This is a genomic window from Spirosoma sp. SC4-14, from assembly GCF_037201965.1.
Classification (GTDB): domain Bacteria; phylum Bacteroidota; class Bacteroidia; order Cytophagales; family Spirosomataceae; genus Spirosoma.
On sequence record NZ_CP147518.1, the window covers coordinates 4511883 to 4536587 of the forward strand.

The 24705-nt window shown below is 51.4% G+C and carries 18 protein-coding genes; 15 read left to right on the forward strand and 3 right to left on the reverse strand.

Annotated features, from left to right (window positions below):
* The first annotated feature begins 199 nt into the window (after positions 1 to 199).
* A complete protein-coding gene (locus tag WBJ53_RS18395) occupies positions 200 to 1234 on the forward strand; it encodes a WYL domain-containing protein (RefSeq protein WP_338868776.1) in 1035 nt (344 codons plus the stop codon).
* A gap of 42 nt (positions 1235 to 1276) precedes the next feature.
* On the opposite strand, the gene WBJ53_RS18400 is transcribed toward WBJ53_RS18395, so the two are convergent.
* The gene (locus WBJ53_RS18400) at positions 1277 to 2311 is read right to left on the reverse strand and encodes an Atu2307/SP_0267 family LLM class monooxygenase (protein WP_338868778.1); all 1035 of its coding nucleotides are present in this window, start codon (positions 2309 to 2311) and stop codon (positions 1277 to 1279) included.
* 152 nt (positions 2312 to 2463) lie between these two features.
* Positions 2464 to 4893 (reverse strand): glycoside hydrolase family 95 protein, encoded by a 2430-nt coding sequence (locus tag WBJ53_RS18405; RefSeq protein ID WP_338868781.1) that lies wholly within the window; start codon positions 4891 to 4893, stop codon positions 2464 to 2466.
* A 424-nt stretch (positions 4894 to 5317) separates the two neighbouring features.
* Here WBJ53_RS18405 and WBJ53_RS18410 point away from each other — a divergent pair, with 424 nt between their 5' ends.
* The 11 genes from WBJ53_RS18410 (at position 5318) to WBJ53_RS18460 (ending at position 18769) form a co-directional block, all read left to right on the forward strand.
* The gene (locus WBJ53_RS18410; protein ID WP_338868783.1) at positions 5318 to 6742 is read left to right on the forward strand and encodes an L-fucose/L-arabinose isomerase family protein; all 1425 of its coding nucleotides are present in this window, start codon (positions 5318 to 5320) and stop codon (positions 6740 to 6742) included.
* A 2-nt stretch (positions 6743 to 6744) separates the two neighbouring features.
* Complete coding sequence (locus WBJ53_RS18415; protein WP_338868784.1) at positions 6745 to 7581, forward strand: transketolase; 837 nt, start codon at positions 6745 to 6747, stop codon at positions 7579 to 7581.
* Positions 7582 to 7633: 52 nt separating this feature from the next.
* Positions 7634 to 8596: a transketolase C-terminal domain-containing protein gene (locus tag WBJ53_RS18420; RefSeq protein ID WP_338868786.1), complete on the forward strand. Its 963-nt coding sequence runs from the start codon at positions 7634 to 7636 to the stop codon at positions 8594 to 8596.
* Positions 8597 to 8737: 141 nt separating this feature from the next.
* Positions 8738 to 10150 (forward strand): nucleoside hydrolase-like domain-containing protein, encoded by a 1413-nt coding sequence (locus tag WBJ53_RS18425; protein WP_338868788.1) that lies wholly within the window; start codon positions 8738 to 8740, stop codon positions 10148 to 10150.
* Positions 10151 to 10247: 97 nt separating this feature from the next.
* The gene (locus WBJ53_RS18430) at positions 10248 to 11177 is read left to right on the forward strand and encodes a D-ribose ABC transporter substrate-binding protein (protein WP_338877207.1); all 930 of its coding nucleotides are present in this window, start codon (positions 10248 to 10250) and stop codon (positions 11175 to 11177) included.
* Complete coding sequence (locus WBJ53_RS18435) at positions 11174 to 11818, forward strand: DUF2291 domain-containing protein (RefSeq protein ID WP_338868790.1); 645 nt, start codon at positions 11174 to 11176, stop codon at positions 11816 to 11818. Before WBJ53_RS18430 ends, WBJ53_RS18435 begins: the two co-directional genes overlap by 4 nt.
* Positions 11819 to 11901: 83 nt before the next feature.
* Entirely contained in the window at positions 11902 to 13401 is a 1500-nt protein-coding gene (locus WBJ53_RS18440; RefSeq protein ID WP_338868792.1) for a sugar ABC transporter ATP-binding protein, read from the forward strand.
* Positions 13402 to 13519: 118 nt separating this feature from the next.
* Positions 13520 to 14500, forward strand: a complete 981-nt coding sequence (gene rbsC, locus WBJ53_RS18445) for a ribose ABC transporter permease (protein ID WP_338868793.1) — start codon at positions 13520 to 13522, stop codon at positions 14498 to 14500.
* A 6-nt stretch (positions 14501 to 14506) separates the two neighbouring features.
* The gene (gene glpK, locus WBJ53_RS18450) at positions 14507 to 16018 is read left to right on the forward strand and encodes a glycerol kinase GlpK (RefSeq protein ID WP_338868795.1); all 1512 of its coding nucleotides are present in this window, start codon (positions 14507 to 14509) and stop codon (positions 16016 to 16018) included.
* Between the two features lie 205 nt (positions 16019 to 16223).
* Positions 16224 to 17243: a nucleoside hydrolase gene (locus tag WBJ53_RS18455; protein ID WP_338868797.1), complete on the forward strand. Its 1020-nt coding sequence runs from the start codon at positions 16224 to 16226 to the stop codon at positions 17241 to 17243.
* A gap of 56 nt (positions 17244 to 17299) precedes the next feature.
* A complete protein-coding gene (locus WBJ53_RS18460; protein WP_338868799.1) occupies positions 17300 to 18769 on the forward strand; it encodes a nucleoside hydrolase-like domain-containing protein in 1470 nt (489 codons plus the stop codon).
* Between the two features lie 71 nt (positions 18770 to 18840).
* Here WBJ53_RS18460 and WBJ53_RS18465 read toward each other — a convergent pair whose 3' ends face one another.
* Positions 18841 to 19374, reverse strand: a complete 534-nt coding sequence (locus tag WBJ53_RS18465) for an RNA polymerase sigma-70 factor (RefSeq protein ID WP_338868801.1) — start codon at positions 19372 to 19374, stop codon at positions 18841 to 18843.
* A 713-nt stretch (positions 19375 to 20087) separates the two neighbouring features.
* On the opposite strand from WBJ53_RS18465, the gene WBJ53_RS18470 reads away from it, so the two are divergent.
* The 3 genes from WBJ53_RS18470 to WBJ53_RS18480 all read left to right on the forward strand — a co-directional run bounded on the left by WBJ53_RS18470 (position 20088) and on the right by WBJ53_RS18480 (position 24696).
* Positions 20088 to 22358 carry a two-component regulator propeller domain-containing protein gene (locus WBJ53_RS18470; protein ID WP_338868803.1) on the forward strand — a complete coding sequence of 757 codons (2271 nt, stop codon included), beginning with the start codon at positions 20088 to 20090 and terminating at the stop codon, positions 22356 to 22358.
* A gap of 40 nt (positions 22359 to 22398) precedes the next feature.
* Positions 22399 to 23442: a polysaccharide deacetylase family protein gene (locus WBJ53_RS18475; RefSeq protein WP_338868805.1), complete on the forward strand. Its 1044-nt coding sequence runs from the start codon at positions 22399 to 22401 to the stop codon at positions 23440 to 23442.
* Between the two features lie 63 nt (positions 23443 to 23505).
* Positions 23506 to 24696 (forward strand): sialidase family protein, encoded by a 1191-nt coding sequence (locus tag WBJ53_RS18480; protein ID WP_338868807.1) that lies wholly within the window; start codon positions 23506 to 23508, stop codon positions 24694 to 24696.
* Positions 24697 to 24705: the final 9 nt, after the last annotated feature.

The following is a 24705-nucleotide window of genomic DNA, read 5'->3' on the forward strand; positions in this document are numbered from 1 at the left end:
CAGATCGCGACAGAATCATAAATAACCAACAGCATATCGATTTCAACCAGTGGCTGCGACACTATGGGGCTATGCAGAAACCCGCATCCGGTTCGGTTATCGATGCTCCCGTCGTTGCAAAGATTTAGGACATCTGCGCAGTCTTTTTGCGCAGTTCAGAAAATTTTCAGATTTTCCCCAAAAAATATCTGAAAATCAGATGCCCGTCAACCGTAACGCCCTTATTCGCTATAAAACACTGGATGCCTGCCTGCGCAATCGGCAGCGTAAATGGACACTCGATGCGCTGATCGAAAAAGTATCGGAAGCGCTCTTTGAATACGAAGGAATCGACAAAGGCATCAGCCGACGAACCATCCAGGCCGATTTGCAGATGATGCGCAGCGATAAACTGGGCTACTTTGCGCCTATTGTTGTTGTCGATAAAAAATACTACACCTACGAAGATCCGACCTATAGCATCACCAACATTCCCCTATCAGACGGCGATCTGGTGCGTATGAACCAGGCAGTAGACGTATTGAAGCAGTTTAAAGGGTTTTCGCACTTTACGGCACTGAACGAAGTGGTGCAGAAACTGGAAGATTATGTTTACTCGACGGCTCAGAAATCAGTACCCGTAATTGATTTCGAAAAGAACGAAAACCTTAAAGGGCTTCATTTCCTCGACGATCTGTATCAGGCCATCATTCAGAAACAGGCCGTTCGGATCGACTACCAGTCGTTTTCGGCCCGACAACCACAGACACTTATTTTTCATGTCTGGTGGCTGAAAGAGTTCAAAAACCGCTGGTTTGCAGTGGGCGTTCGCGATGGAAAAGGGCAAATCATGAATCTGGCCTTAGACCGAATGCTGACCGTTGCGACTGCTCCCGACATCGACTATATTGCCAGCCATACCGACCCTGATCTGTTTTACCGCGATGTGATCGGTGTATCGGTCAGTGAGAACATGCGGGCCATGAAGGTAAAGCTGTTTGTGAGTCGACTCCATGCTCCTTACGTTGAAACCAAACCGCTTCATCATTCACAGGAGATTCTGGAACGCACCAGCGAAGGCATTGTCGTTCAGATTTGTGTTCAGCACAATTTTGAGCTGGAAAAAGAAATCCTGGGCTTTGGCGAAGGCATGATCGTACTCGAACCCGAACGCCTTCGCCGAATTATCCAGAAACGATTGCAGGCGGGATTGCGTAGTTACGAACAACCCGAAAACGCTTTCATTGGTGATTAGTCATTGGTCATTAGATCCTTCCCAATGGCTAGTGACCGATGACTAACCACCAATCGCCTTCCGAACAGCCGGGGCAACCACCGTACCAAACAATTCAATGGACCGCATTGAGCTGGTGTGTTCAATAGCCTGACCGGTAATCATTTGCCCCAGATACCGCGTATTGCCAAACAACTCGTGGAAATACAGAATCTTGTCGATGACTTGTTGCGGACTGCCCACCATCAGCGGTCCCTGTTCGCGCATGAACTCAAAATGATCACGGCCAATTGGCGACCAGCCCCGCTCTTTTCCAACCCGGTTCATTAGCAGTTCGTAGGGCGGAAAAAACTCATTGGCTGCCTGCTGCGACGTATCGGCCACATAAAACTGAGAGTTAATGGCCAGCGGTAATTTACTCACATCGTGTCCGGCTCGCTCGGCCGATTGCCGAAACAGATTTACGAACGGCACAAAGCGATCGGGTGTACCACCCAGAATGGCCAGCGCCATCGGCAGATTCAGTGAACCCGCCCGCACAGCCGACGCGGGTGTTCCACCCACCGCAATCCAGATCGGCAATGCCGGTTGAAAGGGCCGGGGATAAACACCCCGATTCGGAATGGACGGGCGAAGATTCCCCTGCCAGCTAACGATCTCCTGCTGATTGATTTTGAGTAACAGGTCCAGCTTTTCGGTAAAGAGTTCGTCGTAGTCGTTCAGGTCGTAGCCAAACAGCGGAAACGACTCGATGAACGATCCGCGCCCCGCCATAATTTCGGCGCGGCCGTTCGAGATCAGATCAAGTGACGCAAAATTCTGAAACGTCCGAACCGGGTCGGCCGAACTCAGCACCGTAACAGAGCTGGAAAGCCGTATCTGTTTCGTCAGGGCAGCCGCAGCCGCCAAAACGACTTCGGGAGCTGATATAATAAAATCGGGCCGGTGGTGTTCGCCGAGCGCAAACACATCCAGCCCTACTTCGTCGGCCAGTTTTATTTCGTCGAGCAGTTCCTGCATACGCTGATGTGCATTGACGGCTCTTCCGGCTACTCCATCGGGGTTTACTTCCCCAAAACTACTGATGCCTAATTCCATGGTTGTATTCTGTTGACACTAATTTCCATAGAAGAACCAAGCTGGATTCGTTTTTGTCCCATCCGATGTCAGGCATAAAACTGGGAATTAGTCATCAGCTATAGACGTCCTCTTATCCAATGACCAATTTCCAATAGCAAAGCCACACTCCTTTACTTCGCCATAAGGGTATAGGTCTTACCGGGCTGAGTCATGAAGTCATACACATTTCCTGTCCGAAAATTGGGCAGCACCAGTTGCGCCTGGGGCGACACAATAGGTTGTTTTATGGCTAATACCTGGTAAAATGGGTTTGGATTTTCGCCCCCTTCCGGTGTTACTGCAAAGCCATTGGCCTTCAGTTCATTCGGAACCCGTAACCTACAGTTACCTCCCAGCGTCGATTTTATGGTAACTCGGGCTACCTTGCCGTCTTTCCACACCAGCCCCACTAGTTCGAAACCACCCCGCGCCCGCAAACCGCTGATGCTACCATCCTGCCACCGGTCGGGCAGTGCCGGAAGCAGATGAATGGCTCCGTCGTGGCTTTGCATAATCATTTCGGCAATACCCGCTGTACAGCCAAAATTACCGTCGATCTGAAATGGCGGATGTGCATCGAACAGGTTGGTATAGGTTCCTCCACCCTGCTGCCTACCCACTGGCGACAACTGATTGGTAATGAGTTTGAGCGCCCGGTTTCCATCCAGCAACCGCGCCCACCAGTTCACTTTCCAGCCCATCGACCAGCCTGTCGATACATCGCCCCGCTGTTCGAGCGTGTTTCGGGCGGCCGTAAATAGTTGTGGGGTTCGGAAGGCCGACAATTGCGCCGATGGATATAGCCCATACAAATGCGATATGTGCCGGTGTTTATCGTCAGGATTGTCCAGATCGTCGATCCACTCCTGCAATTGTCCATATTTACCAACCTGCATAGGTGGTAGCTGCGCCAGTTTATCCTGAACAATTTTCACGAAATCGGCATCGACATTCAACGCTTTTGCCGCCCGGATGGTACTGGTAAAACTATCGAATACAAGCTGGTTATCCATCGTTACCCCCGCATCGATCGACGTGTTGGGACGGGTAGATGGTGCATTCTCGGGCGACATACCCGGACAAACCACCAGATAATGATGATTGGGGTCCTCAACCAGATAATCGACAAAAAACTGGGCGGCTCCCTTTATAGCCGGATACACGGATTTGAGGTAGTTTTTATCACCCGAATACTGGTATTTTTCCCATAAATGCTGGCTCAGCCAGGCACCACCCATTGGCCACATAGCGTAATAGATGGGATCGACAGGTCCCGTAATTCGCCAGAAATCGGTGTTGTGGTGTGCCACCCAGCCTTTGGCACCATACATCACCCGAGCGGTTTCCTGCCCCGTTTTCGACAGGTCGTTTACCATCTGTACCAGTGGCTCATGCATCTCGGTCAGGTTGGTAACCTCGGCGGGCCAGTAGTTCATCTCGGTGTTGATGTTAATGGTGTACTTACTATCCCAGGGCGGACTCATCTGATCGTTCCAGAGTCCCTGTAAGGTAGCAGGCTGACTTAACATCCCTTTCGGGTTCGGTTGCGAAGCCGAAATGAGCAGGTAGCGCCCAAACTGAAAATAGAGCGAAACCAGTTGCGGATCATTACCGGAGGCAAATTGTTTCAGCCGCTCATCGGTGGGTAGTTTGGCCGCGTCGGTTGTTCCCAGATCGAGCTTCACCCGATTAAAATAGCGCCGATAAGCCGCAATATGATCGTTCAGGATGGCAGCGAATGAGCGTTTCGCGGCCAAAGCTAAATACTTATCGGCCAATGCCTGCGGGTCGGCAGTCAGGGTTTTATAATCGACAGCATTGGTTGCTATCGACACAAAGAGCGTTGCCGCATTGGCACCCGTTACGGTAATGGAGGTATCGGTACGGCTGGTTTGGCCACCCTCGGGCAGCACCCGTACATGGGCATTAAAATGCACCTGTCCTTTCACGCCTTCATGATCGCTGGTCGTACCGGTCAACACCAGTTTAGTGGCCCCATCAACGGTTCGTTCGTTTTTCTGGGGGCTGGTCATAAACGCAGCAAACGATAATTTTCCGGGTTTGTCGGCAGTCAGCCGAAGAACAATCACCTGATCGGGCACCGACGCAATCACCTGACGGGTATAGCGAACGCCATCAGCGGTATAGGTTGTCGTCGCAACTGCCCTTTCAATGTCCAGTTCCCTATAATAATTGGACGATTGCTGATGGCCCGGAAAATTCAGCACCAGATTGCCCACCGGCTGATACATCATGCCGTTGATTTTCTTCGACTCAATGGATTTAGCGGCTAGTTTCTGCGCTTCGGCCTGTTTTCCATCAAAAATCAATTTCCGAATGGTTGGCAGAGCCGCCAACGCATCGGGGTTGTCATTTCGGTTTGGCCCACCCGACCACACCGACGATTCGTTCAGCTTAATGATTTCCTGATCGGGATTACCATACACCATTCCCCCCAGGCGTCCATTGCCAATAGGCAGTGCACTGGTCCAGGTGGTTCCGGCGGGTTGTTTATACCAGAGTTTCAGGGAAGTAGACTGCTGAGCCTGTGTACTCAGCATACATAGCACTAAGAAGAGAGTAAGACTGTAGTGTTTCATCGATAACTAAAGGCAAACACCTGCTTTTTCTCCACTGTCCTACCCAAAAACTGCTGATTTTTCTCGTTTTTTAACGATTACAGCCTGCAGCAAAGCCACAGGCAAAGGTTCTGTATCAAGACATATAGCCTGATCATTCAAGCACTTCAATTTTCTATTATTTATTATTTTCTTCTTTTATTTTCTTTTACTTAAGATTCTTTATATTTGCCCTTAAATAAACACAGGTTTATATTCCTGTTATCCAAACACAGGTAAAAACCGGGGTTTGCAGGAAGCTAAACACCAGACTACCAAATAAAACGAAAGCATAAGAAAGCCCTGCTACCCTGAATTAGGGTAATGGCTATTCGATTGATTTAGGAATTCGATAGACAGATCAGCCATGAATGTTAAAACAAGTGGCCCCATTACACTCGGGGTCATCATTGGTAACCGAGATTTTTTTCCCGACAGACTGGTAGCTGAATGCCGGTCCGACTTACTAGCGGTATTTGAGAAGGTAGGGATTAACCCAATCATGCTCGACGAATCGGTCACGAAACTGGGCGGTGTCGAAACGTTTCAGGAGGCCCAGAAATGCGCCGAACTGTTCCGTAAACATGCCGACGAAATCATGGGCGTTCTGGTCGTACTACCCAACTTTGGCGACGAAAAAGGCGTGGCCGAAACGTTGAAAATGGCTCGTCTGGACGTTCCGGTACTGATTCAGGCCTACCCCGACGATCTGAACCGGCTCGACGTGGCGCGTCGGCGGGATTCGTGGTGTGGCAAAATCTCGGTTTGCAATAACCTCTATCAGTTCGGCATTAAGTATTCGCTTACAACCAAACACGTTGTTCATCCGTCGGACCCGAGCTTCGAAACCGACCTGAAGAATTTCATGGGCGTTTGCCGGGTCGTGAAAGGGCTCCGCAACGTGCGTATCGGGGCCGTAGGGGCTCGTCCGAGTTCGTTCAATACGGTACGGTATAGTGAGAAGATCCTGCAACGCAATGGTATTTCGGTCGTTACGGTCGATCTGTCGCAGATTCTGGGCGATGCCAATAAGCTAACAGCCGCCGATCAGGTCGTTAAAGACCGTCTCGACGCCATCACGGCCTACGCCCCCACGGGCCGCACCCCAACCGACAAACTGGTGCAGATTGCCAAACTGGATGTTGTACTGGCCAATTTCATGCAGGAATATGCACTGGATGCCACCGCCATCCAGTGCTGGACCTCGTTGCAGCAAAACTACGGCTGCAATGTATGCACCAATATGAGCATCATGAGCGAAAACATGCTACCCAGCGCCTGTGAAGTCGACGTGACCGGTACGCTCAGTATGTATGCCATGCAACTGGCTTCAGGTTCTCCGAGTGCATTGGTCGACTGGAATAATAACTACGCCGACGACGAAAACAAGTGCGTACTGTTTCACTGTGGCAACTGGGCCAAATCGTTCCTGCCTGATATTGAAATCAGCACAGCCCCAATTCTCGGAACAAGCGTGGGCGAAGAAAACACCTATGGCGCACTGGCGGGTCGAACACCAGCCAATCCACTCACCTACGGTCGCATCAGTACCGACGACCCAAAGGGCATCATGAAAGCCTACATTGGCGAGGGCGCCCTGACCGACGATCCGCTCAACACGTTTGGTAACCGCGCCGTCGCTCAGATCAGTAATCTTCAGGGGCTGATGCAGTATGTATGCCGCAACGGTTTCGAGCATCACGTTGTCATGAATGCGTCAAAAACGGCTGACGTCCTGAAAGAAGCCCTGGAAAATTACATGGGTTGGGACGTTTATCATCACCAGGCTTAGGTATGAAAGCAGAGACCCATCTAACCACCGCTGAACTGGCTCAGAAGTCGGCACAATACCGCCGAAACATTCTTAACTATATTGTTGGGGCTAATGCTGGTCATACCGGCGGCAGTTTATCGTGCATCGACATTCTGAACGTGTTGTATAACAATGTGCTGAATGTCTCGCCCGAAACGTTTACGTCGCCCACCCGCGACCGGTATATTCAGAGTAAAGGGCATACGGTTGAAGCGTTGTATGTGGTGCTGGCAGATCAGGGCTTTTTTCCGGAATCGGATCTTGAAACACTGTGCCGGTATCAGTCGCACTACATTGGCCACCCCACCCGTAAGATCAGGGGCGTCGAACAAAACACTGGTTCACTGGGGCACGGCCTGCCACTAAGCGTTGGTACGGCACTGGCTGCCAAGCTGGATGATCTCGACTATCGGGTGTTTACGCTGCTGGGTGATGGCGAATTACCAGAAGGCTCGAACTGGGAAGCCGCTCTGCTGGCATCGCACTATAAGCTCGACAACCTCTGCGCCATTGTCGATAAAAACACCTTACAGATTTCGGGACCAACCGCCGACGTATGCAACACTGATCCGCTCGACCAGAAGTTCGAAGCGTTTGGCTGGGCAGTGCATCATGTCGATGGCCACGACCTGGCCGCTCTTCAGCAAGCGTTCGATGCATTGCCCTTTGCATCGGGCAAACCCAGCCTGATCATTGCGCATACCGTAAAAGGGAAAGGTGTCAGCTTTATGGAAAATCAGCTCAAATGGCACCACGGCGTACCGAATAAAGATCAATACGCGCAGGCACTGGAAGAATTAACGGTCATTGGTCATTAGTCATTGGTCATTGACCTTTCAATGAATGACTAATGACTTCATAATCAAAAACATGGGAGAAGTTGCTACTGCAGTACCACTGGCCTATCAGGCTAATCTGGACGTTTTTTCGGCCACGCTTCAGGAACTGGCGGCCACCGACCGCAATCTGCTGGTTGTTACGAGCGATTCGCGTGGATCGGGTAAGCTGGTACCTTTCGGCCAGAAATACCCCCGCCAAATCGTCGAGATTGGCATTGCCGAGCAAAATCTGGTGGGCGTTGCGGCCGGTCTGGCTTCTACGGGTAAAAACGTTTTTGCCGTATCGCCAGCCTGCTTTCTAACCGCTCGGTCGTTCGAGCAGATCAAAACCGACGTGGCTTATTCGAACAATCCGGTTAGGCTGATCGGCATCAGTGCGGGGGTCAGCTATGGCGCATTAGGCTCGACGCACCACAGTCTGCACGATTACGCGGCACTGCGGGCCGTACATAATCTGACGATAGTAGCGCCAGCCGACAATTTCGAAACTGAACAAGCCATTCGACAGGCAACCCAGCTCGACACCCCTATTTACATCCGCTTTGGTAAAAAACCGATGCCGTTGTTATCGGAAACAAACCAGACGTTCGAGTTCGGGAAAGGGCGCGTCGTGAACGAAGGCGATGATCTGGTACTGATTGCTACTGGCGAAACGGTTTATCCGGCGCGTCAGGCGGCTCATCAACTGGAAAATACCCACGGAATTCGGGCAACGGTCATTAGCATGCACACAATTAAGCCTTTAGACTATGCACTGCTGGCAACAGTGGCCGCTACAGGCGTGCCCATTCTGACGGTTGAAGAACATAGCATTTTCGGTGGCCTGGGCGAAGCCTGTGCATCCTTCCTGCTCACGAATGGCTATCATAACCGCTTTAAAATCATGGGCATTCCCGACGAATATACCGTAACAGGCTCTCAGATCGAGATTTTCAACCATTATGGTTTATCTGAGAACGGCATTGCACGCGAAGCGCTGACGCTGGTTGAGTGATTGAATGATTGAATTATTCAACGTCCGTTCTGGCAGTAAACAATTCAATCATTCAATCATTCAATCATTCAATCATTCAATCATTCAATCACTCAATCACTCAATCACTCAATCACTCAACCGATTTCGTTCCTAAACCTGATGAAACCTATTTTTTCACTGATCGCCCTGAGTGTGCTGATCGTTCTGACGGGCCCACTTCAGGCTCAGTCGCCGAATCAGAAACTGCGGGTGCTCGTATTGACCGACATCGAAAACGAACCCGACGATGCTCAGTCGATGGTGCGTTTTCTGACCTATTCGAATCAATGGGATGTTGAGGGCTTACTAGCGACCACCTCCATTCACCTGAAAAATCGGGTAGCCCCCCAACGTATCCGGCAAATTGTCGATGCCTACGGTCAGGTACGGAATAACCTGCTGCTGCACGAAAAAGGCTATCCCGAAACGGCCTATTTGTTGAGCGTACTGAAATCTGGTATACCCAAATACGGCATGGAAGGCGTAGGACCAGGTAACGATTCGGAAGGTTCGGAGCATATCATCAGTGTAGTCGACAAAGCCGATCCGCGACCGGTATGGATTCCGGTATGGGGGGGTGCCAACTGCCTGGCGCAGGCACTCTGGAAAGTACGCCAGACCCGCACCCCCGACGAACTGGCCCGGTTTGTTGGCAAAATTCGGGTCTATACCATTTCGGATCAGGACGACACCGGCCCCTGGATTCGGAAAACGTTTCCCGATCTGTTCTACATCGTCAGTCCGGGTTATCATTCCAGGGGCGGCTATCACTACAGTACCTGGAGCGGCATCAGTGGCGATAAGAAACACGGGCGCTTTACGGGTGCCGATTTCAGCATCGTAGACAATCCCTGGCTCGACGAAAACATCCGTAAAAACCATGGTCCACTCGGTGCCCAGCACCCGCATACCGAATTTATGATGGAAGGCGACACGCCAACCTTCCTATACCTGATTCCGAACGGATTAGGCAGTCCCGAACATCCTGACTATGGTAGCTGGGGCGGACGCTACGAGTTGTATACACCCCGCACGCGCAAGTGGTTTTTCGAACCCGAAACCCGCCCGATCTGGACCAATGCGGAAGACGAAGTACTGGGCATTGACAGTAGTTATCATACCAGCGACAAAGCCACCATCTGGCGGTGGCGCAGCGCCTACCAGAACGATTTTGCGGCCCGCATCGACTGGACAATCAAACCGTATAAAGAAGCTAATCACCCACCCGTTGCCAAACTGGGACATGCGAATGAACTACGAGCAAAAAGCAACGAAACAGTTACGCTCAGTGCCGAAGGCTCTACCGACCCCGATGGCAACAACCTGACGTATGACTGGATTTACTACCGCGAAGTAGGCACTTTCGAAAGTAACAATCCGGTAATGGTATCGAATCGAACCAGTAAAGTTGCTTCATTCACCGCGCCTAAAGTCGCCAGGCCCGAAACACTGCATTTTATTCTGGCCGTAACCGACAAGGGTGTTCCGGCACTTACGCGCTATCAGCGAGTCATTGTAACTGTCTTTCCCTAATGCCCCTGCCCTGCCTATGACACCAAATGCGCATTCCATAAATCCGCTTTTCGGCCCAAATCGAAGCGATGTTTCTGGCCGGGCCAGCTATGGGTCGATGCTGTTTCTGCTCGTGTTTGCCAGCGTGTTTGCCAGTTGCCGCTCAGGAAACGATAAGGCAAACGCGCCTAAAAAAGTGGCCGTCATTGTGTCGACGCTAAATAACCCATGGTTTGTCGTATTGGCCGAAACAGCGGCTACCGAAGCGAAAAAGCTAGGGTATGAAACCAAAATCTTCGATTCGCAGAATAATACCTCGCTGGAAGCCGATCATTTCGAGAATGCGATTGTGTCGGGGTTCAACGCCATTCTGCTTAATCCAACCGATTCGGACGGCTCAATCGTTAATGTGATGAAAGCGAAGGAAGCGGGCATCCCGGTGTTCTGCATGGACCGGGAAGTTAACTCGTCGAACGTAGCAACCTCACAGATTCTGTCCGACAACTATTCGGGCTGCGTTGCGATCGGTGAAGACTTTGTGAAGGATTTGAATAAAAAAGGCAACTACGTCGAAATTCTCGGTCTCGTGGGCGACAACAACACCTGGAATCGTTCGAAGGGGTTTCATAGCGTGGTGGATCGGTATCCGGGCCTGAACATGGTGGCGCAGCAAAGTGCCGATTTCGACCGTAACAAAGCGATGGACGTGCTGGAATCCATTCTGCAGGCACACCCCGACATTGATGCCGTATTCTGCGGCAACGATGCCATGGCAATGGGGGCCTATCAGGCGCTGGTTGCTGCGGGCAAAGCCAACAGTGTGGGGGTTTATGGTTTCGACGGGGCCGATGATGTCATGAATGCCATCCGCGACCGCAAAATCAGGGCTACGGGGCTGCAATCGCCCCAGACGATGGCTAAAACAGCCGCCCGGTTTGCCGACGAATACTTTAAAGGCAAGCGCGACTTCGCCCAGCGAATTCCGGTAGCGGTCGAACTGGTCACGCAGAAAAATAGTGCCGATTACGAAACCCCGGCCCGCCCATGACCCGAAACGCAACCCATCGGAAACCGCAACCGCTGACGTACCTGATCGGTCTGGCGCTGGTGCTTATTGTAGCCTACAATTCGGTCTATTTCCGAAAGCTGGACGAAGTCAGGGCCGGAGCCGCCAAAACCGGGAAGTTCGATGCGGCCAGCTATGCCAAAACGTTCTGGACAAAAAAGCTGCTTCCTGCCGCGCAGGATTCCGCTACGAATCTGTCTACGCTTCTACCGTTGCTGAAAACGGATAAAGAAAAAGCCTTCACAACCTACTCACAGGCATTAGGCATTGGCAACATTCGTTACTTTCTGGTGAAAGGCGAAGGCACCATCACAAGCGTTGGCGATAACACTATTTCGGTATCGCTGCCGACGGGCGAAACGGTTAATCTGGCAACAGAATACATTTTTGGGAATGCCGCGCGCGATGCGTCGGGCCTGATCAAAATCACCGAGTTCGACAACACGGCCGATCTGAACAGCGTGTCGGAAGCCCTAAACGACATCATCCGCAACAAAGTCATTCCGCCCTTAAAATCGACGGCTAAAACCGGCCAGAAACTGACCTTCGTCGGCGCTGTCGAATTAAACCAGGCGCATTTACACCTAGCTGATATAGAGATTATTCCGATTTCGGTTAACTAGCAGGGATGGCGGGGAGTGGCGGGGAATTTCCGAGCCACCCGAGCCACCCCTGCTCTCCCCGCAACTCCCCCGCCCCCAACCCTATGCTAGTAGCAGAAAACATAACCAAACGATTTTCGGGCGTAACGGCTCTCGACAATGTCTGTCTGGAATTTCAGGCGGGTAAAGTCACGGCCGTCATTGGCGAAAACGGTGCGGGTAAATCGACGCTGATGAAGATTCTCTCGGGCGTATATGCCGATTATGAAGGGCAGATTCGGTTTAAGGGTGCCCCTGTGCATTTCGGGTCGATCCGCGATGCGCAGGACTGCGGAATTGCCATCATTCACCAGGAGCTAAACCTGATTCCCTATCTCAGCATCACCGAAAATATCTTTCTGGGCCGCGAACCGACTACCCAATGGGGTACTCTCGACAAACGCGCCATGCGGGAACGCACTCATCAGCTTCTGAACGATCTGCAATTATCGATCAACCCGGACACGCTCATCGCCGATCTGAAAGTAGGGCAACAACAGGTTGTCGAAATTGCCAAGGCGTTGCTCGAAGAATCGGAAGTGATCATCATGGACGAGCCAACTTCGGCCATCAGCGAAAGCGAGGTCGCGGTGCTGTTCCGCATCATCAATGAGCTGCGGCAGCGCGGTAAAGCCATTGCCTACATCTCGCATAAGCTCGATGAGTTGTTCACCATTGCCGACCACTATGTTGTGTTGCGCGACGGCAAATCCATCGAGTCGGGCGATATGCACAATATGGATCACGATAACCTGATTCGTAAAATGGTAGGTCGGGAAGTGCAGATTATCCGGCGAAAAACCGACGAAGCGAGTTACGAACCCTTGCTGTCCGTAACGAACCTTTGCCTGACGCACCCCATTCGACCGCAGGAGCTTCAGCTAAAAAATCTGTCGTTTACGGTTGGGCGCGGTGAAGTCGTTGGTCTTTTCGGACTCATGGGCGCGGGTCGTACCGAACTGCTCGAAACCCTGTTTGGGCTTCACCCCAAACGGGCCAGCGGTACGGTTCAGGTCGACGGAGAAACGATCTCACTGAAAGCGCCCATGCGGGCCATTGAAGCCGGAATGGCCCTGGTTCCCGAAGACCGGAAACGCGACGGGCTGGTGCTTGACCTGGATGTGCGGACAAATATTAGTCTGACAGCGCTGGACGCTATTGAAAAGGCTGGCTTTCTGAATCAGCGCAAGGAAACTGCGCTGGCTCAAAAATACATTGCCGATCTACGGATTAAAACATCATCGGAAAAACAGACCGCCAAAAACCTGAGTGGAGGTAATCAGCAGAAGATTGTGCTCTCGAAATGGCTGGCTACGCACCCGAAAGTACTGATGCTCGACGAGCCCACACGTGGCATCGACATCAACGCCAAGAACGAAATCTATAAACTCATTTTACAACTAGCCAGCGAAGGCATGAGCATTCTGGTGGTATCGTCCGAAATCCCCGAAATTCTGTCCATATCGGACCGGATTCTAGTCATGTGCGAAGGAAGCCTTACCGCCGAACTAAGCCTTACCGAAGCTACTGAAGATGCCATACTGAAAGCCGCAATACCAAAATAGTATTCGGTTTATGGTATTCGGTTTACGGTTGCTCCGCCTAAGGAGGTGTGCCAACAAGAAGAGCAACCGTAAACTGCAAACCGAATCCCGTAAACCGAATCCTGTAAACTGAACCAACATGCAGTTATCCCTAACCGCCTACCGACCGTTACTTATCCGTTTTCAGTCGCTGATTGCTCTATTTGTTTTATGCCTGGCAATCAGCCTATTGTCGGATAAATTTCTGTCGGTTGCCAATTTCTGGAACGTGCTTCGGCAGATTTCGGTCAACGTATGTATTTCAACGGGCATGACGCTGGTTGTGCTCACGGCCGGTATCGACTTATCGGTTGGCTCGGTGCTGGCCCTGTCGGGTGCGATTACGGCGGGCCTGCTTCGCAATGGCATTCCCATACCCAGTGCCAATCTGTTCATCGGGTTTACGCTATTGGGAGGTATGGTGGCCGGACTGCTGACAGGGTCGGCATTGGGCTGGTTCAATGGCTGGGCAATCACTCGTTTCAAGCTTCCGCCCTTCGTGGCCACACTGGCCATGCTCACCATTGCGCGGGGGCTAACCATGCTCTGGACGGAAGGTTTTCCCATAACGGGCCTCGGCGATTCGTTTACGTACCTCGGCACGGGCTGGTTTCTGGGCATTCCGGTTCCGGTATGGGTATCCGGGCTGATTGTGACAATTGCCGTACTGGTTACCAACAAAACCCGGTTAGGGCGATACATCTATGCCATTGGCGGCAGCGAAAGTGCCGCCCGATTGTCGGGCGTTAATGTGGAGCGGATCAAAGTAATCGTCTATACCCTTGCTGGCACACTGGCGGCTGTTGGTGGCTTGCTGGTGACATCGCGACTCGATTCGGCACAACCCAATGCGGGTGTCAGCTACGAACTCGACTCCATTGCGGCCGTAGTTATTGGCGGCACATCGCTGTCGGGTGGGCGAGGCAGTATTCTGGGAACGGTGCAGGGTGCTGTCATTATCGGTGTACTAAACAACGGTCTGGTATTGCTCAATGTGTCGCCATTCTGGCAGCAGGTCGTAAAAGGGATTGTGATTCTGCTGGCCGTAATTATCGACAAATCGAATACGAAAGACGAGTAAGCGTTTATGGACATACAACAGTCGTTTATACTGGCAGTCGACCAGGGCACCAGCAGCACGAAAACGCTCATTTTTGACGAAAACGGGCAGGTAGTGGCGCGTGCTTCGGAGCCGCTGAAAACCCATTACTATGGCGATGGCTATGTAGAACAGGAGCCCGAAGAAATCTACCGAAACGTGCTGACCTCCGTTGGCAAATGCATTGGCGGATTTGCGGCTGCCGGTGGTAATCCGCACCACATTTCGGTAGCTGGCATTTCAAATCAGCGCGAAACGTTTGTTGTCTGGAATAAAGCGGGTGAGCCGCTCTACAATGCCGTTGTTTGGCAATGCAAACGGTCTATCGACGTTTGTGAGCGATTGAAAGCGCAGGGTCATGAAGCCCTGATCCGGGAAAAAACCGGCTTGTTTATCGACCCCTATTTTTCGGGAACCAAGCTTATCTGGCTGGCCGAAAACGTGGCATCGGTGCAACAGGCTATTCAGTCGGGCAACGCCTATTTCGGAACCATCGACACCTGGCTACTTTACCGCCTAACCAACGGAGCCTGCTATTTCACCGACTACACCAATGCCTCGCGCACGCTTTTTTTTAACCTGAAAACCCTCCTTTGGGACACCGAGCTACTGGAACTGTTCGGCCTTTCGGGCTTGAATTTACCAGAGCCAAAACCTTCTTCAGCCTTTTTTGGCGAATCAACCTTCAACGGTCTGTTCGACCATACTGTTCAGCTAACAGCTATGATCGGCGACTCGCACGCGGCTGCTTTTGGTGAAGGCTGTTTTTCGTCAGGTACGGCCAAAGCAACGCTGGGAACTGGCTGTTCGATCATCATGAACGTTGGCGATAGACTGACCGAATCGCAGTATGGCATGGTTTCAACCATTTGCTGGAGCACCGAAGAGCGACCGGGCCGACGTTCGGTCGATTATGCACTCGAAGGCGTTATTGTAAGCTGTGGCGCAACAATCGAATGGCTTAAAAACAGCCTGGGTTTGTTTGCCAACAGCCGCGATACCGAAGCAATGGCTACAGCTGTTTCCGACAATGGTGGCGTATATATTATTCCGGCATTTAGCGGCCTGGGTGCTCCCCACTGGCAAATGGCGCGTAAAGCGTCGATTTCAGGACTGACGTTTGGAACAGCCAAAAATCATCTGGCTCGAGCGGCTCTGGAATCGATTTCCTATCAGATTAAAGACGTGATTGTGGCGATGGAAAAAGACACCGGCATTCCGCTGGCCGAACTGATGGTCAATGGCGGCATCAGCTCGAATCAGTTTGTGCTGCAATTTCTGGCCGATCTGCTACAGAAACCCGTCGTTAACAAAGGCATGCCCGATGTTTCGGCCCAGGGAGCCGCCTATCTGGCGGGACTGAAAGCCGGAATTTATACTGATCTGGCGCACCTGCAACGACTGGAAGCGGGAAAAGCAATTATTCAACCCAATCCGAATAATGCACTAGTTATGCAATCGTATGAAGGCTGGTTAAATGCCATTGCAACGAATCAATAAAACCACCTTACGCATCTCTAATCCCTGATACAGGGCTTTTTCATAAAACAGTATAACCACGTAGTGGTGGGCCGCTGGAACGATATCTGCCGGAATCATGCCGCTCCTATGGAACTGAAAATACACAAACTCACGGACGAACTACTACAGTAGCATGCCCACGGCATTGATATGAAAAAGCCCTAATCCAATCCCTAATACCACCATGATAAAAAAAATAAACCTGTTTTTCCTGTTGCTCCTCCTGACAAACCCAGCAATAAGTATCTGTCAATCAGTCGGCAGCAACGTCGCCATAACACCCCGAATGCGGGTAATTGTCGATAATGACTTCAGCGGTGACCCCGATGGTCTGTTCCAACTGGCACATCTGCTGATGTCCCCATCGGTCGATATTCGTGCCATCATCGGGTCGCATCTGAAAGTTGGCGATGGGTTCGACCCCTCCAAAACACAAGCCGACAATGCAGCTAAAAAAGCGCGGGAAGTGCTCCAGATCATGAACAGCACGAGCAACATACCTGTTTTTGCCGGATCGAATACGGCGATGGCAAACGACAGCACGCCGGCAAAAAATGAAGCGGTCAATTTCATCATTCAGGAAGCCTTGCGCACCGACACCAAATTGCCGCTATACGTTGTTTGTGGAGCCGGGTTAACCGAGATTGCATCGGCCGTACTGACAAATCCTCAAATTGCAGGCAAACTGACATTGATCTGGATCGGTGGTCCCGAATATTCCGGTCTGGCGCTACCACCACCGGGTTACTCCAATCCCGAATACAACCTGAACATCGACATTTCGGCCGCCAGAGTCATTTTTAATCAGTCGACGATAGCATTGTGGCAGGTTCCCCGGAATGTGTATCGCCAATGTCTGCTTTCCTATTCGCAGCTTCTGGTTAAGGTGAAACCCAGAGGAAAAGTTGGTGCCTATCTGAGCGGAACTCTCGAAACACTGATGACTCGAATTCAGCGGTTCATTAACATTGGCGAAACCTACATACTAGGCGACAGCCCTTTGGTTCTGCTCACCGCCCTACAGTCGTCGTTCGAACCCGACCCATCATCCAGCGATTATGTAATCAGACAGGCTCCTCTCATCAACCGAGCCGGTTCGTATGAACACAACCACCAAGGAAGGTCGATTCGGGTGTATACGCATATGGATACGAATCTGATGTTCAACGATTTCTTTGCTAAACTGGAGTTGCTGAATCCGTAAGTTTTTCGACAGGATTAACAGGATCTCTTTTCCCTTTGCCCCAACCCCTTACCCCTATGCTAACCCTTTTACACTCATGTTTGCTGGCCAGCGGAATACTATTGTCGTCAATGGCATATGGCCAGGCTAATCCCGCTCAACCGAAGCCCGAACCCCGGACGCGGGTGCTCGTGCTGACCGATATAGAAGCCGACCCCGACGATTCTCAATCCCTTGTCCGGTTTCTGACCTATGCCAATAAATGGGATATTGAAGGACTGGTTGCCACCACGTCGATTCACCAGAAACAACGCGTTGCTCCCGAAACCATTCATCAGATTGTGGATGCCTACGGAAAAGTGCAGCCCAATCTGCTCAAACATGAGCCGGGTTATCCAACAGCCCAGGCCATCAAAGCAGTCATCAAAAAAGGGCTACCGGTTTATGGCATGGGTGGTGTTGGCGAAGGCCATGATTCGGAAGGCTCCGAGTGGATTATTAAGGTACTCGAAAAGCCCGATACCCGACCGCTATGGGTTCCGGTTTGGGGTGGGCCCAATACATTGGCGCAGGCGCTGTGGAAAATTCAAAAGACCCGTTCGGCAGAGCAGGCCGAAAAGCTGTATCGAAAACTGCGGGTCTATACCATCTCGGATCAGGACGATTCGGGCCCCTGGATTCGGAAAACATTTCCGGGCGTTTTCTTCATCTGTAGCCCCGGTTACGGCTATGAAGCAGCAACGTGGCGCGGCATCAACACTACCGAAAAAGGAACCCATCCCGACGTAATCAGCAGCGACTGGCTTGCTCAGCACATTCAGCAGGGACATGGGCCAATGGGCGCGATGTATCCCGATGTGGCCTATGGTATGGAAGGCGACACGCCTTCGTTCATGAACCTGATTCCAAACGGCCTGAACAATCCTGAGCATCCTGATTTTGGGGGTTGGGGTGGCCGGTACAGGCTCTATCAACCTACATCACTTCCCCCAAAAGGCCGTTTCTCCCGGCCCGATTTCCCGGCCGATGAGCTGGAAACACGACCCATCTGGACAAACACCGAAGACTCGCTCTACGCAGGTGCTCTAGTCCGAAAATCGTTTATGGAAGCCCCCGAATCGACCCCGCCGAAAAGCATCTACACCACCATCTGGCGGTGGCGGCAGGATTTTCAGAACGATTTTGCCGCTCGTATGGACTGGTGTACAAAATCGTATCAGGCAGCGAATCATCCCCCAAAACCTGCGCTGGCACACCCTACCAGTCTGACTGTGCGATCGGGAGAACCGTTTCATTTAAATGCGGCCGGCACGACCGACCCCGACGGCGATTCGATGAGCTATCTGTGGTTTCAATATCCTGAAGCCGGAACCTATCCGGGTCTCGTCAGTTTCCGGCCCTACGCGTCAAACCTGTATGATGTTCCGGTAACAGCACCCACCGTCACGTCGCCCCAAACCATTCATTTTATCCTGCGCGTAACCGACAAAGGCACTCCGGCACTCAGTCGCTACAAACGGGTGATTGTTACGGTCGTTCCGAAGTGATTGGGCATTAGTCATTGATGTTGGTCACTGACTATTAGTATATTCTAACGACCAGTGACCAACATCAATGACTAATGCAGATCGACCCGTTCGCGCAGGAGTTGTTTGGCCTTTACGAGTTGGTTCTTGACAGTATTCTTCGAAATGCGGAGCGAATCGGCAATTTCCTGATATGATTTTCCTCCTTCTACACTGAGCATCAGTATCATCTTTCGCCGTTCCGACAGCGAATTGATGGCATTGCGCAGGAGCCGATCCCGGTTTTCCTGCTCTTCATGGTCGTCGTCGCTCAACCGTTCCATCCGTTCCATATACCGCTGGCGCAGTAGCTGGCTCTTTTCTACCTGCTTCATATAATCGAAAGCCATATTCCGCAGACATGTAAAGAGGTATGAACTGAAATTCAGTTCAGGATTGATGAGGTTTCGCTTTTCCCAGATTTTTATAAATACGTCGTGCACCATATTCTCCGCTTCTTCCTCATCTTTCAACAGGCAGAAACAGAACTTAAGCGCGGGCGTTCGGTAATGCTGATACAGTTTAGCAAAAGCTGACTGATCGCCCTTCACTGCCTGCAATAGGATGCTTTCGATTGAACAGATCATGATCGTACGAGGTATAGGTGGAATTCTGGGTATTTTGGTTTTTGGGAATTCAAATTGAAATGGAGGTCATCAGAAAGCTCAACAGCCACTGTGTTCCTTTGCCTAAACTGCCCTGGAAATAGGACAATTGAATTAATTGCAAAATTTTTATAAATAAATCGAGAGAATAACCGAATAGGATTTTGAGATCTGAGTACAGAACGATTTTTGGCGATCGTACACAATCACATCGTCATCGTCCGGCAAAGACGATATTTCCCCAAATAAGATTTTGTCCATAGCACTTTGACCACAACAAATATAGAGGGGCTACTTTTAATTAAATTTCGCTTTTTACGTAAAATAACCTTCCATTTGCGCAACACGTAGAAATTTCACACGGGGGTAATAGTTCCTTAATATGCATCTACACAGCGCTCTCATTATCAACTAATTATAAAAATGAGCCTGATTTAACCCGCAACCTCCCCAAAAGGCATGAATGGAAGTATATACAGGCACAATTAGGAAATCCTGTTCTGATTCAAGGCCCGTCGGCTATCCAGAAATTTTCCCCTACTCCAATAGTCCGATACTTCTTTTCGTGAGTATACCAACAGGACTTCACGCAGAGCCGTGCCCCGGTTCCCTCTCGCGTGTCAATAAACCAGGACACGTCTCCGCCTGAAGTTCTGACCACCAAAGCTCACTAATCGAATCCTGTGCTCTTCCGAATGAATCTGTATCGCTATTTTCAGCAAAGCCTGACCATGGGAATGGCTGGTTTACTACTTTGGGGATGCTCGGCACATGGAAACCAGGCATCTGTAACAACCTATACCGATACAGCCTTTGAGCAGGACTATCATGAACCGTACCCCATAGGAACAGACAGCAAAGCCAACGACGTTCGCCACATTGCGGCAGACCGGCAGGGAACCCTTTGGGCAGCAACCGCAGCCGGTATCTACAAAAAGGAAAGTGGGCAGCAACACTGGGCATCTGTACTCTCTTCTGCCGACGAAGGGCCAGCCTATGCCGTTGTGGTAGACGAGCAGTCGGTCGTATGGTTCGGTGTCTGGAATGGGCTGTATCGTTATAAAGATCAGCAACTTGAGCGCATTAATGGCCCCGAAGCACCTATTGCATCAATAACGATTGCCAAAGAAGGAATTTATGCACTCGGCCCGCAGGGTGTGTGGTTAATAAATGCCAAAGGCGTACAGAAAAAACCCTATCGGCTGGCTCGCTCCATTCGGAGTAGTCGTTCCGATAATCGGGGGGGGTTGTGGATTGCTACCGACGTGGGGTTATATCATGCCACCGATCAGCAAACCACCGTTTTTCAAAAGCCCGACGAATTGCTGAGCGCATCGGTTAAAGGTCTGGCTACCGATAGCAGTCAGGCCCTGTGGGTGGGTGGCCTGGGCGGTGTCACAATACGTCAGGATGGCAAAGTGCAGAAAACGCTTCGCCCGGCGCAGGGCATCCCGTCCATTTTTGTTACCTGTGTCGAACAGGCTCCTGATGGCAGTATGTGGGTTGGTACTGAAGCGGGCATTGTCCGTTATCATCCTAATAAAACGCATTCACTGCGGTTTAGCCGACGGTGGCTGCTCGACGACCACATCAACGACATTACGTTCGACAGGCAGGGAACGGCCTGGATAGCCACCACCAAAGGCGTTAGTGCAATCCGAAAACGGCCAATGACGCTGGCTCAGAAGCAGGATTATTTCTACGACGTACTGATGCAACGGCATATTCGCGCTCCGTGGATTGCCGGGCAATGCCGATTGCCCACACCGGGCGACATCAGTCGCTGGGAACCCGACGACGATGATAACGATGGCGAATACACGGGCAATTATCTGGCCATGGAAAGTTTCCGGTATGCGGCTACGAAAAATCCGGATGCCCGCCAAAAAGCAAAAAAAGCATTCGGTTTTCTGAAATTACTTCAGGAAGTGACAAATACCGACGGTTTCTTTGCCCGAACAGTGGTACCAACCGACTGGACGCGGGTCGACGATGGCAACCGAACCTATACCGACCGCGAACGAGCTGATGAACGGGTAAACGAACCTCGTTTTAAACCTGTTGAGGTTCGATGGCATAAATCGAACGACGGCAAATGGCTCTGGAAAGGTGATACCAGCAGCGACGAGGTGTGTGGCCACATGATGGGTTACTACTTCTACTACGAACTTGCTGCCGACGAAGCCGAAAAAGCCGTTGTCCGAAAACACGTTGCCCGGATTGTCGATCATCTCATTGCGCATAACTATACGCTGACCGACATCGACGGCAACCATACGCGCTGGGGCGTATGGTCGCCCGACCGGCTCAACCGCGACCCCGACTGGGCCCCTGACCGTAATCAGAACTCAATGGAACTGCTCGCGTTTCTGAAGCTTGCCTATCACATGACGGGCAACCCGAAATATGAACAGCACTATCGGCAATTAATAGACAGGGAAGGCTACCTCGACAACATGGGCAAAAACCTCGACCAGAATCCGGCCTGGTTCATTTATTTCGATGTGATACTGGCAGCCTATGTATATCCCATTCTGATTCGCTGCGAAACCGACCCCAAACTTCGGGCATTCTACGAAGAGCATATGGACCGCTGGCTCCAACAGCGCAAAGGCGATAAAAACCCGCTGATAAACTTTCTGTACTGCTACAGCCGGAATAAAAAAGTGGAGCTGGCTTCGTCGGTCGAATTTCTGGTCGACACTCCGCTCGACCTCGTCAACTGGACAATTGACCATAGCAAGCGTGAGGATGTAACGATGGTACATAATCCGGTGCTGGATGAACTTCAGGTCAGCGAACTCCCACCGGCCAGCATCCGCACGGTAGTTCGCTGGGACAAAAACCCCTGGGCGGCCATCAACGGTCAACCCGATATTGAACGGGAACCCGTTTTCTGGTTACTCCCCTACTGGATGGGCCGCTATCTGGGCATGATTGAGCCAGCACAGCCAAAATTGAACTAATCCCCAAATGGCAATACGTATAGTCTGAACCACAAACGATATGAAATACGGTCTCATTTTACTGGTGCTGCTGGCCTATGCTGTTTCTCCGGCAAGTGCTCAAACCTATGCCGAAAAACTGGGCTGGCCAAAGGGAGCTAAAGTAGTAATTTTCCATGTCGACGATGCGGGCATGTCGTATCCGTCCAATCAGGGAACCATCAAATCGATGGAGCAGGGCGTGGCCACCTCCACCAGCATTATGATGCCCTGCCCGTGGTCGGCCAGCTTTGTGAAGTATGCGCTAAAAACGGGCATCGACGCAGGCATCCATCTTACCCTGACTTCCGAATGGAAAAACTACCGCTGGAGTCCACTGGCGGGTAGCAACCAGGTGCCAGGTCTGACCGACGAAGAAGGCGCGCTCTGGCCCGAAGTCGTGGATGTAATTAAACATGCCAAAGCCGATGAAGTGGAACGGGAGATAAAAGCCCAGATCGACCGGGCACTGGCCATGGGGCTCAAACCAACCCACCTCGACTCACACATGGGTACGCTCTTTGCCGATGAGTCGTTTCTGGAACGATATATCAAAACAGGCATTGCCTATGGTATTCCGGTTATGTTTCCGGGCGGCAATAACAAGCTCATTATCGAATGTACTAATTACCCACTTGTCAGTAAGTTAAAAGCCGAAGGCAAATGGAAAGACGGGATGCAACTACCCACACCCGACAACCTGAAAAAAGCGAAAGCCGTGGGCGAAACAATCTGGCAGGCTGGCTTACCCGTTCTCGATGACCTACATACCATCAGCGGCAACTGGAAACCCGCAGGCAACAACGTAACGCCCGAAGCCTGGGGCCACTACAAGACCGAACAGTTTAAAGATGCAATTAACCGGATGGAACCCGGACTGGCCATGTTCATCATCCACAGTACCGATGCGTCGGAAGAATTCAAGCAAATATCGTCGTCGGGCGGTTCGCGCTACGGCGATATGCTGTCGATGATCGACCCCGATTTGAAAGCCTATCTCAACAAAGAAGGCATCATTCTGACGACCTGGCGAGAGGTGATGCAACGACGCAAACAGGTCAAATAGCTTTCTCAAAAGTACACCCACCAGCATTATCGATCGGACATCGTTGTTCATGTTCTGACACCAATGAAAACAGTACGTATTTTTTTCTTCAGTATCGTTTGGGCCATCCGTCTCGCCCATGCACAGAGCCCAAATCCGGCCATTGTGCAGTCGTCGCTTATTTTTCCGGCTCAAAGCAAGCATGTTCACGGCAGCAGTATTGTCAATCTGCCCAATGGCGATTTTCTGGCCGTATGGTTTTATGGCAGTGGCGAACGTTCGGCCGACGATGTCAAAATTATGGGAGCCCGCTTACGAAAAGGAGAAAAAGCCTGGAGTGCCCCCTTCGAAATGGCCGATACGCCCAACATCCCCGACTGTAACCCGGTATTGTTTCTGAACGGTCAGGGAAAGCTGTTTCTGGTCTGGATTGCCGTTGAGGCTAACCAGTGGGAATACTCTATTCTACGGGTCAGAACCGCTACCGACTATAGCAAAAGCGGGCCACCCGTCTGGAACTGGCAGGACAATATTCTGCTCAAACCCGGCGACAGTTTCGCGGAGGAGGTCGCTAAAAAATTCGGCGATCTGCCCAAATATACTGCTGGCTGGGGTGGTTATGCGCCCAAATACGACGACATGATAATTCAGGCCAGCCGCGATGCAGGCAAACGCTCTATTGGCTGGATGACCCGTATTAAACCGCTCCTGCTGGACAACGGCCGGATTCTGCTCCCGCTCTATTCCGACGGTTTCAACTTCTCGCTAATGGCCATTTCAGACGACGACGGGAGTAGCTGGCGGCCAAGTCTACCCGTAGTCGGTCGGGGGCCAATTCAGCCAGCACTGGCCCGGCGAAAAGATGGTACGGTGGTGGCCCTCATGCGCGACAGTGGCGACGAGCCAACCCGTGTGCACTACAGCGAATCGAAGAATAAGGGGGAAACCTGGACCGCTACGACCAAAACCGACATCCCGAACACGGCCAGCGTAGAACTACTGGCGCTGAAAGACGGCCGCTGGGCCTTTCTGGGCAACGACATCAACGACGGCCGCTACCGACTCAGTTTATACCTGTCGGACGACGAAGGCAAAACCTGGAAATGGAAGATCCGTATCGAAGATCACAAGCCAGGGCAGGGTGGCTATTCGTATCCATCGCTGATCCAGACACCCGATGGGCTGCTGCACATGACGTACTCGCATCACGACGGTCGGCCCGATGGCAAGTCGATAAACTACGTGGTAGTAGACCCCAAACGAATTATCAATTAGAATCAACGC